The sequence below is a fragment of the Acinetobacter sp. UBA6526 genome (assembly GCF_002434875.1).
GTDB lineage: Bacteria > Pseudomonadota > Gammaproteobacteria > Pseudomonadales > Moraxellaceae > Acinetobacter > Acinetobacter venetianus.
This window is the reverse complement of sequence record NZ_DJLC01000137.1, coordinates 1-11,425: the sequence shown is the minus strand read 5'-3', so window position 1 is coordinate 11,425 and position 11,425 is coordinate 1. Positions and strand designations below refer to the sequence as shown.

At 39.0% G+C, this 11,425-nt stretch carries 10 protein-coding genes and 2 pseudogenes; 10 read left to right on the top strand and 2 right to left on the bottom strand.

What is annotated here, in order from left to right:
* Positions 1-1,486, bottom strand: a 1,486-nt coding sequence (locus tag B4237_RS09180; protein ID WP_286942808.1) for a BCCT family transporter, incomplete at its 3' end; no start/stop codon positions are given.
* A gap of 327 nt (positions 1,487-1,813) precedes the next feature.
* Here B4237_RS09180 and B4237_RS09175 point away from each other — a divergent pair.
* The 9 genes and pseudogenes from B4237_RS09175 to B4237_RS09135 all read left to right on the top strand — a co-directional run bounded on the left by B4237_RS09175 (position 1,814) and on the right by B4237_RS09135 (position 10,337).
* Positions 1,814-3,004, top strand: coding sequence for an aromatic ring-hydroxylating oxygenase subunit alpha (locus tag B4237_RS09175; protein WP_061392923.1), 1,191 nt, complete (start codon positions 1,814-1,816; stop codon positions 3,002-3,004).
* Position 3,005: 1 nt separating this feature from the next.
* Positions 3,006-4,436 (top strand): aldehyde dehydrogenase family protein, encoded by a 1,431-nt coding sequence (locus tag B4237_RS09170; RefSeq protein WP_278596697.1) that lies wholly within the window; start codon positions 3,006-3,008, stop codon positions 4,434-4,436.
* Positions 4,437-4,460: 24 nt separating this feature from the next.
* Positions 4,461-4,622: pseudogene (locus B4237_RS09165) on the top strand (rubredoxin); the annotation flags it as partial.
* The gene (locus B4237_RS09160) at positions 4,611-5,819 is read left to right on the top strand and encodes an FAD-dependent oxidoreductase (protein WP_327545661.1); all 1,209 of its coding nucleotides are present in this window, start codon (positions 4,611-4,613) and stop codon (positions 5,817-5,819) included. The pseudogene B4237_RS09165 and the gene B4237_RS09160, both read left to right, overlap by 12 nt.
* 12 nt (positions 5,820-5,831) lie before the next feature.
* Complete coding sequence (locus B4237_RS09155; RefSeq protein ID WP_278596696.1) at positions 5,832-7,148, top strand: NAD(P)/FAD-dependent oxidoreductase; 1,317 nt, start codon at positions 5,832-5,834, stop codon at positions 7,146-7,148.
* A gap of 13 nt (positions 7,149-7,161) precedes the next feature.
* Positions 7,162-7,515 (top strand): hypothetical protein, encoded by a 354-nt coding sequence (locus B4237_RS09150; RefSeq protein WP_004880623.1) that lies wholly within the window; start codon positions 7,162-7,164, stop codon positions 7,513-7,515.
* 175 nt (positions 7,516-7,690) lie between these two features.
* On the top strand, positions 7,691-8,869 hold the full coding sequence (locus tag B4237_RS09145; protein WP_019384893.1) for a hypothetical protein: 1,179 nt from the start codon (positions 7,691-7,693) through the stop codon (positions 8,867-8,869).
* A gap of 87 nt (positions 8,870-8,956) precedes the next feature.
* Complete coding sequence (locus B4237_RS09140; protein WP_029424907.1) at positions 8,957-9,571, top strand: MarC family protein; 615 nt, start codon at positions 8,957-8,959, stop codon at positions 9,569-9,571.
* Between the two features lie 538 nt (positions 9,572-10,109).
* On the top strand, positions 10,110-10,337 hold the full coding sequence (locus tag B4237_RS09135) for a hypothetical protein (protein ID WP_004880620.1): 228 nt from the start codon (positions 10,110-10,112) through the stop codon (positions 10,335-10,337).
* A gap of 200 nt (positions 10,338-10,537) precedes the next feature.
* Here B4237_RS09135 and B4237_RS09130 read toward each other — a convergent pair whose 3' ends face one another.
* Positions 10,538-10,768 (bottom strand): hypothetical protein, encoded by a 231-nt coding sequence (locus tag B4237_RS09130; protein ID WP_004880619.1) that lies wholly within the window; start codon positions 10,766-10,768, stop codon positions 10,538-10,540.
* A 291-nt stretch (positions 10,769-11,059) separates the two neighbouring features.
* Here B4237_RS09130 and B4237_RS09125 point away from each other — a divergent pair.
* Positions 11,060-11,425: pseudogene (locus B4237_RS09125) on the top strand (DNA polymerase V); the annotation flags it as partial.

Below are 11,425 nucleotides of genomic sequence, written 5' to 3'. Positions count from 1 at the left end.
CTGCTTGAATTGCCTTTAAACCACCAGCATAGAGCAGTACGCCTGCAATAATTGCAATCAAAACGCCCCAAACAATCCGAATTTTAATCGGGGTATCTGTTGAACCTTCAGCATCCATGTAGCATAGAACATGTGTACCACAATCTGTTGAGGTGATTAGGAACGTTGCGAGTAAAAGACACGCGATAATACTAAGAATCTGTCCCAGTGTTCCATTATCAATATTATTAAACATCGTAAATAACGCTCGTGTATTATCCTGCTGAGTCGCTTTTACAATAGGGCCACCTTCAAATTTAGGAACTGTTTTACCTGCTTCGACTAAAGCTGCGGTTTCTTTTTCGTAAGCATGGCGAGCATCCTGCTCAACTTTGAGTGCAGAGCCACCAACAACTGACATCCAAATTGCTGTTACCAGTGTGGGTACAATCAATGCACCTGCAATCAGTTCTCGGATAGTACGTCCACGCGAAATACGTGCGATGAACATACCGACAAAAGGTCCCCATGTCATCCACCATGGCCAATAGAATGCAGTCCACCAATTTTGCCAACCAGAATCTTTTTGAGTATCACTCCAAAGGCTCATGCTGATAATGTTTTGGGCATAATTACCTGTAGATTCCAGTAAGGTATTTAACAAGTAACGTGTTGGCCCAACGATCAACAAAATTGCAATTAATATAATTGCCAAGATCATATTGAGTTCAGACAATCTTTGCATACCACGATTGATACCAATGACAACCGAAACGGTTGCAATACTGCATAAGATCGCAAGCATCACAAATTGTAAGCTGAGACTATTGGCGAAACCAAAGACTTGATTTAGACCAGAATTAATTTGTAATACGCTCATGCTCAGTGATTGAGCCACACCAAAAGCAGTAATTGTAATCGTGAGAATGTCGACGGTATGACCTATCGGGCCATAAATACGATCACCAATAATAGGATAGAGAATCGAACGTAAGCTGAATGGTAAGCCTTTTCGGTATGAAAAATAGGCCAGTGCTAAAGCCGTCATACAGAAAATAGCCCAAGGGTGTAAACCCCAATGGAAGAAAGTGATTTGCATTGCCATACTGGCAGATTCATCGCTTAAATTTGAGGTAAATGGATTGCTTGCGTAGTGCCACATTGGCTCAGCAGCAGACCAAAAAACTAAGCCAACACCCATACCGCCAGAAAAGAGCATTGAGATCCATCCGACAAAGCTAAATTCAGGTTTTTCATCATCTTTACCTAATCGGATATGACCAAAGCGGCTCATCATTAAGTAGAGGAGAACACCTAAAATGATGGTTAATAACCCAAGATAAAACCATTTGACATTTTGCAATAAAATGCCAGAAACCATCTCAAAAGCTTTTCCAGCTTGGTCGGCTTGTAGAGCACAAAAGAGAACAAAAGAAATTACTAATATTTTAGAAACGACAGTCACTGTCGGATTAAGTCCTTTAAAGACCCCTGTTGTAGCACGCATAACTCCTCCTTGGATTGCGTTGCAAGCGGCTTATATCAGTAAGCTGCTGTGTGCGAATAATACAGAGTAGTAATGACTAAGAAGTTTGCTCAACTGATTTATTCTCACTGATGTGTGAGTTTTAGTCATGGGTCTTTTTATTTTCTATGTTGGGAAAATAGAACATCCAAGATCATTTTGGAATGCATGATTAAAACTCATAGATGCCTAGCTAAAAAGTCGTTTGTCTGCTTGATCGATATTAAACAAAATCATTAAAGAAATAGCGTTGAATGCCAATCGTTACGCAGGGAGTGCTGCGTCATTTAGATACATGGAGATCATAAGATGAATAGTCGAGTTAGCCAGCAATTAATTACCATCCAGCAAGTCGATAATGTATTAAACCCGATTACAGAATCAAATGGTATGCCAAATATTGCTTATACCAGTGCTGATTATTTTAATTTTGAACGTGACAATATTCTAAGTAAAACATGGGTGTGTGTGGGTTTCTCTTCAGACCTAGTCAAAAACGGTTATATCAAGCCTATTGAGTTTATGGGTTTGCCATTATTGATGATGCGTAACCGCGAGGGACAAGTTCAAGTATTTCATAATGTTTGTAGCCATAGAGGTATGCAACTTGTACATGAAGAAGGTGTGGTTGAGGGGGTTATCCGCTGCCCATACCATTCATGGAGTTATGATCTCAACGGTAATTTAAAAGGCACGCCCCATGTAGGTGGTATTGGTCAGCATAAAGACGAGCGCTTCAAATGCGAGAAGCATGGTTTACGTGCCTTACGTTCAGCAATTTGGATGGATATGGTATTTGTCAATATTTCTGGCGATGCCCCATCTTTTGAAGAGCACATCGCGCCATTAGTGGAACGTTGGAAACCTTTTTGGGGTGAAAATGGCTTAGATCAAATCCGCCGTGTAAATATGGGTGGACATCTTGAAATTGAAGTGAAAAGTAACTGGAAGCTTACAGTAGAGAATTACTGTGAGGCGTATCACTTACCGTGGGTACATCCAGCATTAAATACTTATTCGAAACTTGAAGATCATTACAACATCATGTTTGAAGATCGTTTCGCAGGGCAAGGCAGTTATAAATATAACCTTTCTGATACAGCAGGCACACATTTGCCAAAATTCCAAAACTGGCCTGAAGATAAATTACGCCATGCAGAATATGTTGCGTTATTTCCAAATGTGTTGTTAGGGATTCAGGCTGATCATGTGTTTGCAATGATGATTGACCCAATTGCCCCTGAAAAAACAATTGAAAGATTGCGTCTTTATTTTGTAGGTGACGAGTCAACTAAAGATTTATATGCAGCCTGCCGTACTGCAACGCTTGAATCGTGGCGTGTTGTATTTAGTGAAGATATTGGTGCAGTAGAAGGGATGCAGAAAGGTCGTCATTCTCCAGGATTTGGAGGTGGTGTGTTCTCTCCAGAAATGGATTTACCAACGCACTTCTTCCAAAAGTGGCTCGCAACACAGGCTAAAGTAGCTTTGGAGGCGTAACATGCAACATTACCTCAACTATGTTGATGGTCAGTGGCGGGACTCTTCCCGCCAATTGGAAGTCATCAATCCAGCAACGGCAAGTGTATTTGCAACTGTGGCTCAAGCGAGTATTGAAGATGCTGATGCAGCGATGCATGCTGCGCGTTGCTGTGTAAATAGTGGTTTATTAACGGACGTTCGCCCAGCTCAGCGTACCACTTGGATGTTAAAAGCCGCAGAAGCAATTCGTGAAATTGCTGAAGAGGGCGCTTTAATTCTTTGTCGAGAAAATGGAAAAAATTTAGCAACTGCGCGAGAGGAATTCGATGAAGCAGCTCGCTATTTTGAATATTACGCTGGTATGGCCGACAAGATCGAAGGGATCTCCGTTCCTTTAGGGAAGGACTATGTAGATTTCACTTCATATATTCCAATGGGTGTTTCAGTTCAAATTGTTCCGTGGAATTTCCCAGTTTCTATCTGTGCTCGTTCGCTCGCACCAGCTTTGGCTGCTGGTAATGCGGTCGTTATTAAATCGCCAGAAGTTTCTCCATTAGGCATGATTTTATTAATTCAAGCAATCGAGAAAGCAGGTTTCCCAAAAGGTGCAGTGAACTTACTTTGTGGCAAAGGTTCTGAGGTGGGAAGCCATTTAGTCAAACATGCTGATACGAATCAAATTGTGTTTACAGGTTCTGTTCCAACTGGACAGCGAATTTTACGAGATGCCGCTGAGCGTGCAACGCCTTCCGTGATGGAGTTAGGCGGTAAGTCTGCTGCAATTGCATTTGCTGATGTTGATCTTGAACAGCTATTACGCAGTGTAAAAGTCGGTATTTTTTATAACGCGGGTCAAGTTTGTTCAGCAATGTCTCGTTTATTGGTTCATCACAGCCGATATGACGAAGTTAAAAATGCAGTCGTTGCTTTAGCTGAAGCTTTAAATGTTGGCATTGGCGAAGAAAATGCTGAACTTACACCAGTCGTTTCGAAAGATCAGCAACAACAAATTCTTGCAATGATTGAAACAGCACGTGAAGAGGGTGCTCAAATCTTAACAGGTGGTCAAGCTACCGAACACGATGGATATTTTGTACTACCGACAATTATTGAAGCACAACCACACATGTCGATTGCTCAGCAAGAAGTATTTGGGCCTGTCATGGTAATCATGCCATTCGAAGATGAGGATCAGGCTGTAGCAATTGCTAATGGAACAGATTTCGGTTTAGTTGCAGGTGTATTTGGTGAAAATCTTAACCAAAGTTTGCGTGTTGCTCAGCGATTGATTGCGGGACAAGTTTTCATTAATGAGTGGTTTGCTGGTGGAATCGAAACGCCATTTGGTGGTGTAGGTCTGTCTGGCTTTGGTCGAGAGAAAGGGCAGGAAGCCATTTACAGTTATGTTCAAACCCGAAATATCGGGATTCGTTTGAAACATAACCGGTAGTCGTATCAAAAGGGAATAGGCAAGATGAAGAAGTGGTTATGCATTGTCTGTGGCTGGATTTATGATGAAGCGAAAGGCTGGCCAGCTGATGGAATTGCTCCAGGAACAAAGTGGGAAGATGTCCCTGAAGATTGGATGTGTCCAGATTGTCAGGTCGGTAAAGCTGACTTTGAGATGCTCGATATCACTGATATGAACATGGAAACAGCAGCGCAAGAGAATTCAGAGGAATATGTTGTTCAACCTGTAGTGATTATTGGCAGTGGACACGCTGGATATCAGCTCGCCTCGACATTACGTGCTCAATCTTCAGACTTGTCTATTACCGTATTTACTGCTGATGATGGAGCTTTATATAGCAAACCTGCTTTATCAAATGCATTAGCTTTGGGTAAAGACAGTGAGAGCTTGGTGCGCGAATCGGCATTGAGTTGGGAACAACGTCTTAATATTCGTGTTTATCCACACACTCAGGTTTTTGCAATTGATCGGGATCATAAAAAAATTCAAACCTCTATAGGGGAATATCCTTATGGTCGTTTGGTGCTTGCAACAGGTGCGAACCCGATCAATATCCCTATGGAAGGTGACACTGCACAGGTTCACAGTGTGAATGATCTGGCAGACTATCGTTTATTTCGAGAGAAATTAAAAGATAAACAGCATGTTACGATCCTAGGTGATGGGCTGATTGGTTGTGAGTTTGCAAATGATCTTGCTGCTCATGGAACTCAAGTGACAGTGGTTGGTCTAGGTCAATCCGCGATGGGACGTTTGATTCCACAACAACTTGGCCAAGCATTACAAAATGCACTCACTGAGATTGGTGTTGAATGGAAATTACAAAACAGTATTCATTCTATTCATGCAAGAGGTGATCGTTATCAGTTGATTTTACAAGACGGTCAGCAGTTAGAAACTGATTTAATTTTGAGTGCTGTAGGTTTACGACCAAACACTGCCTTAGCTCAATCTGCTGGTCTTGAAGTCAAACATGGCATCTGTACTGGACTTGATCATCGAACAAGTGACCCTGCAATTTTTGCACTAGGAGATTGTGCTGAAGTTGATGGTGTTTGGGCACCATATATCAACCCAATCAATCAAGCACTTCCTGCTTTAGCAAATAGCCTATTAGGTAAACCAACAGATGCTGCATTAAAAGCAACGCCTGTGTTGGTAAAAACACCAATCTTACCGTTATCCGTATTACCAGCAGTTGGAGCGGGTGAATGGCGTATCGAACAATCTGATGATGAATGGGCAGCAGCTTTTTACGATGCCGCTGGGAAATTATCTGGTTTTGCTTTATTAGGCAAACAGTTACAGCATCAGCGTAGCCAATGGGTTGATAAGCTAAATATCACGCCAGCTATAGTTTAAGGGATTAAGGACATGATTGCTTTACCAAATGATGATAACAGCTGTGGTTGGTATGCTGCTTTAGCTCCAGCAGCACCTGTTAAAAAGTTAAAAGGTTCTCAAACAGCAGATTATGCAATTATCGGTGCAGGGTTTGCAGGTCTAGCAGCAGCGCGAAGATTGGCAGAATTAAAACCTGATGCACGTATTATTTTGATTGATGCTCAACGAGTTGCTGAAGGTGCATCGGGTCGTAACTCAGGGTTTGTGATTGATTTACCACATAAGTTTTCGCTAGAACATCCAGATGCAGCACATAAACAAAAACTATTGAGTTTGAATCGCGCAGCAATTTTACAATTACAAGGTTTAGTTGAACGTTTCAATATCGATTGCCAATGGTCTGCTGTCGGTAAATATCAAGGTGCAGTTGGTGAAAGAGGTGAGGCGCATCTTCAACACTTTGAACATCTCATGAAAGACTTAGGTGAACCGTATCGTTGGGTTGAAAAAGACGAACTCAAAGGCGTACTTGGGACAGATTATTATAGTCGGGCAATTTTTACGCCGGGTTCTTATCTCATGCAGCCTGCTGCATTGGTAAGAGGTATGGGAGAAAATTTACCTGAAAATGTTGAGTTACTGGAGCAGTCTCCAATTCGACATTTAGAAAAACAAGATGGGAAATGGCTGCTAAAAGGTGATGAAGGTACTATCCAAACACCAAAATTATTATTAGGTACCAGTATTTTCACCAAAGAATTTGGTTATCTCAAAAATCGTTTATTACCTGTGATGACTTTTGCCAGTTGGACGCGTCCACTTTCAGATCTTGAAATGAAACATTATACAGGTCAGCTGAATTGGGGACTGACTCCAGCAGATCATGCTGGAACAACTTTACGTATGACAGCAGATCGAAGAATTCTGATTCGTAACACTTATAAGCATGTTCCAAAATATGGTGCCAATATTTCAGATGATATTCGCCGTGGAATACATGATGAACACCGAAAAGCATTTCTTGCACGTTACCCAGAATTCGAGAGTGTACCGTTTACCCATACTTGGGGCGGAGTCTATGCGATTTCACGTAACTTTACCAACTTCTTTGGTGAGCTAGAGGATGGTGTCTATGCCAGTGCTTGCGATAACGGTGTTGGTGCTGCATGGGGCACGATTTCAGGGACTTTACTTGCTGATTTAGCTGTCGGAGCTGACTCTCAATCCTTGAGAGACATTCAATATGTGACTGGCATGCCAAGTTTAAATCCGCCTGAGCCTTTTCTAGGAATGGGCGTTAAGTTCCGTATTGCCTTAGCAAAATGGCAAAGCCGTAGTGAGTTGTAAGTAGGATACAAATATGAAAGAAGTTAAGTTAGTTGATAATAAAGAGCTTATTTTTAATTTAAGAGGTGAGACGCCAACAGGAACTGCTTATGTGGCTAGAGCGATAGGCGCTGACGTTTCTCCAAATATGGGGATTGGTTTTGCTCGTTGGGAAGGTGCAGAAGTTTCTTGGACTTTGCTTTATGACGAAGTGGTTTTTGTAATAGAAGGCTGCTTTGAATTGACTGCAAATGGTCAAAAATATGAAGTTCATCCAGGTCAAATGCTATGGATACCTGAAGGTACAGAACTCATTTATGGCGGTCATGCATTATTTGGTTATGTCGTACATCCTGGTAATTGGAAAGAAATTCACGGTATTTCTTAATTTTTTAATCATAAATTGATGCAGTGTGCAAGTTTCGCGTTGAATTAAATAGAAATTTGCACATAAACAACAACAAACACGAGTCAAAAATCTGCTGGAAAATTTTTTGATACAACAGTGCAATAAGAAACAGGGTGAAGTTTCTTAATACTTTTATTTAAACAAGGAATTGTAAATGAATACAAAATTTTATCGTGATGTTGCAACGGGCTTATTTATCTTCAGTTTAGCGACACCTTCATTTGCTGGAATTACATTTGGGGATCCCAAAGCAGATACAGGAGCATTAACCGTTTCGGCAACTTTACGTGCTAAATATAATTATAAAGATTATGGAAAAGATATTGATCCCGATAATAGTATTAAGTTTGATGCTGCTATTTTAAATTTTGGGTATGAGTCACCTAAAGTTTTTGGTAGTGCTCAATGGCGCTGTTATCAATGGTCAGACCTTTGTGATTTTTCAACCTTGGTTTCGGCTTATGCAGGTTATCGCTTAAATGAAACAGACAATATCACGTTAGGTTTACAACCCGTTCCATTTGGTCCCAGCCGTTTTTGGGATAGTAGTTTCTATGCAGGTATGAATTACACACTAGGTTTGCAAGATACGCTTAATCTTGGTGTTAATTATCATGCAGAATTACCATCGGCTACCAAGTTTGACTTAGCCTATTTTGCACGAGATGGCGGTAACTATACTGGGACAGCAGATAACGATACAGCGCGTTATTCAGCAAATGCTGTGAAAACAGATGATCCAACGATGACGAGCCTTAAAGAAAAAAATATGTTTGTAGCGCGAGTAATACAAGATCTCGATTTTATAAACAATGATGATTTAAAAATGGCAGTTGGGGGAAGCTATTGGTATTCATCTATTGATAACAAGCGGAACAATCAAGATGGTAGTAGAAAAGCATGGTCTTTATTCAATACCATTAATTATCAGAATTTAGGGATTACACTTACTGGTGGGCAGCTCAAGATTGATAATAAAGATCCAATTTCGAACTACTCAACCTTTGGTTCATTTGATACTGAATACAATATTGCCAATAAAGGTCTGTTTTACTCAGTTGATGTCAATTATGCCTTTAAAAATGTGAGAGATAACTTGAACATTACACCTTATCTCGTGCTAAGTGGTTTCAATAAAGACCAAAAAGGATATAAAGATTCACAACGTAATATCATAGGTGCGGCTTGGAACTATAAGAATATTGCTGTTTATACAGAATATGTCATGAGTAAAAATGATGTATTTATTGGCGGTAATGCTGATTCATTTGCAGCAGGTGATGACAATAAATGGAATAAGCTAGCGAATGTCATTTTTACCTATACGTTTTAAAGGGCGCTTTTAATTTTTTAACCTTGTTCCGTCAACAATTTTCAAGAGGTTTCGCCGCCTCTTGAAAAATTTTAGGTAATGAAAGCAGTGACTTCTCCATATATTCATACTTTTATTTTATTTTTCTCATTGTTGAATCCTTTTCTCATGAGTGTCTACATGATTGGTCTTATTCGCCATACGGAAACAAAGAGCTTCAATAAAGGGTTAATACAAGGCGCTTTGATTGCTTATCTTGCTTTCATTCTTTTTGCTTGGGGTGGGGAGGCAATCTTTAATAAATATTTGAATGTAAGATTTGAATCATTTCAAATTTTTGGTGGACTCATCTTTTTAGTGATTGGTTACCGATTCGTATTTCAAGGTGCAGACACGATTGGTGAAATGAGAGGAGCACCTGAACATTTAGCTGGCACAATTGCGATGCCGTTTATGATTGGTCCAGGAACGATTAGTGCAGCCGTTGTCACTGGTATGAAGATGAATCTTTTAGAGGCGGCAGCAGTCATTGGACTTACGCTATTTGTATCATGCAGTATATTAATTTTAATGAAGTTTTCGCATGATCATTTGAGATATAAACATGCAAAGCATATTGATCGCTATTTTGATATTGCTGGTCGCTTGGCAGCCTTGCTGATCGGCACAATTGCCATAGATATGATTGTTACAGGGGTTATTAGATTAATCGAGCAGCAGTGAGACAATTCAAAATTAGTTGATGATATTTTTGAAGATGAAATAGTTGTGCTTTATTCGCTATGAGACTTATGCTTTTTTAACGAACAATTGACTGTGATCAAATTAAAATGCCGCACACAAGTTGAACTCATATGCGGCACCATAGTAGGTGTATCAAACCGTGCGCTAACTTTATCAATAAATTGAGTGCTTGATGAGTGTACCAAGACTAATGGCTAATATGTGATGGTTAAATGTTGGCCGATTTCTCTTGGTTGAACAACTTTGTAGTCAATCGGCGCTGTTTGTATGCGTTAAATTTTATGTAAGTTATTGAACTTTGATTTTTACTTTAACTGATCACCATTGAAATATTTTAATTTTTACAAATTAATTGTAACTAGGAGGTAAGTTAAAAAACACTTTGCTTAGCTAATTTCAATGTGTTAGCAGCATAATTAATAAAAGTATAATACTTATAACTCTTGTTACAACGATTAGGTCGACAATCTTCATAAATTTTTCCATAGTCTTATAAAAGGCACTTTGCGAGGATATTATGGAAAGAGTCACGGTAATTATTAAGGATCAAGAAGAGAATGAATCTATTGTGATGGCACAGCTAAATGATTTTGAGGATCATGATCTGCCATTTTTCAAAAGAGTAGAGCATATTGAGGTTGAAGGTGAAGTTCTTTTCCCGAATATGGATTTACTTTTTGAAAATGAAGAAGATGGCAAGGTTTATCGGTTGGTCTCAGCTGTGGATGATAAAAGGTTTATTTAAAAAATGTTGAATTTGAAAATAAAATCCACCTATTGTTTAATAGGTGGATTTTTTATAACTGAATATAATTATTATTTTAAAGGTATTGTTCAGTATTTTTATCAAGATTTTCTTGATTTATTTTAATGGAAGATAAAATAATCTGAATCCTTACAGAATTAAAACCAGTGCTTTTACTAGAGCAATAAATTAAATTTTGACTAACTAATCAGATTAAGTCCTTTAACAATATCGTTAAATTCTGAACCATTTAACCAAAAGGATTTTTTTAAGAAGAGCGTCGTCATAATACTTTCTGCTGCTTCACTATTTGGACTTTCACAAAATAAACCATAGCTATTACCAAGAACATTGTTGTCTTCGATCAGACGGATAAAGTAAGCATGTTGTTCATCAGCATAGCCAAGAATAGCATCACGTCGATTGTTCATTTTTCATGTCTCCACATCAAAAATATTTGAATAAAACCTAACTGCTGAGAGACCAGATATATTACTTTTTAGATCAATTACTTAGCAGAATTAATGTTGAGTTAAAATCTGTAAGTAATTAATTTTAAAGCATTAATTTTAGTTTGTTTACATCCTTGTTTAAATCAAACAAGCTAAAATCTGATCTATGAAATTTATTCTTATGCAAAAAATATTATTCGTCAACTTGAATTTGTAACTTTTTCAAGTTAAATTATTTTCAAGCAATTAAAACTTGGGTAAGGGGGATTTATGGCTAAAAAAACTGAATCAGAGCATGGTGGTGCCAGAGCAAATGCGGGACGTAAAGCGCAATTCAGTGAACCCACCAAAGTGATTCGTGTTCCTGAGTCTCAAGTTGATTTCATCAAAAGTTGGTTACTGAATAATGTCAAAACAGGTGCACGCAGCGATCTAAGTACTTCGCTAAAAATTCAGAATGTTCAAGCGAAGAATGATCGAATTTACCATATCCCACTGGCAACGGAACGTGTTGCTGCTGGTTTTCCGTCACCAGCACAGGACCACGTTGAACAAGCTTTGGATTTAAATGAATTTTTAATTCGTAACGAAAATTCAACGTTTATCGTGAAAGCAAATTCACTTTCGATGTTGGAT

Bases quoted from the DNA above. Each gene is read 5' to 3' on its own strand.
- B4237_RS09175 (WP_061392923.1), top strand. From the start codon at position 1,814: ATGAATAGTCGAGTTAGCCAGCAATTAATTACCATCCAGCAAGTCGAT.
- B4237_RS09170 (WP_278596697.1), top strand. From the start codon at position 3,006: ATGCAACATTACCTCAACTATGTTGATGGTCAGTGGCGGGACTCTTCC.
- B4237_RS09160 (WP_327545661.1), top strand. From the start codon at position 4,611: ATGCTCGATATCACTGATATGAACATGGAAACAGCAGCGCAAGAGAAT.
- B4237_RS09155 (WP_278596696.1), top strand. From the start codon at position 5,832: ATGATTGCTTTACCAAATGATGATAACAGCTGTGGTTGGTATGCTGCT.
- B4237_RS09150 (WP_004880623.1), top strand. From the start codon at position 7,162: ATGAAAGAAGTTAAGTTAGTTGATAATAAAGAGCTTATTTTTAATTTA.
- B4237_RS09145 (WP_019384893.1), top strand. From the start codon at position 7,691: ATGAATACAAAATTTTATCGTGATGTTGCAACGGGCTTATTTATCTTC.
- B4237_RS09135 (WP_004880620.1), top strand. From the start codon at position 10,110: ATGGAAAGAGTCACGGTAATTATTAAGGATCAAGAAGAGAATGAATCT.
- B4237_RS09130 (WP_004880619.1), bottom strand. From the start codon at position 10,768: ATGAACAATCGACGTGATGCTATTCTTGGCTATGCTGATGAACAACAT.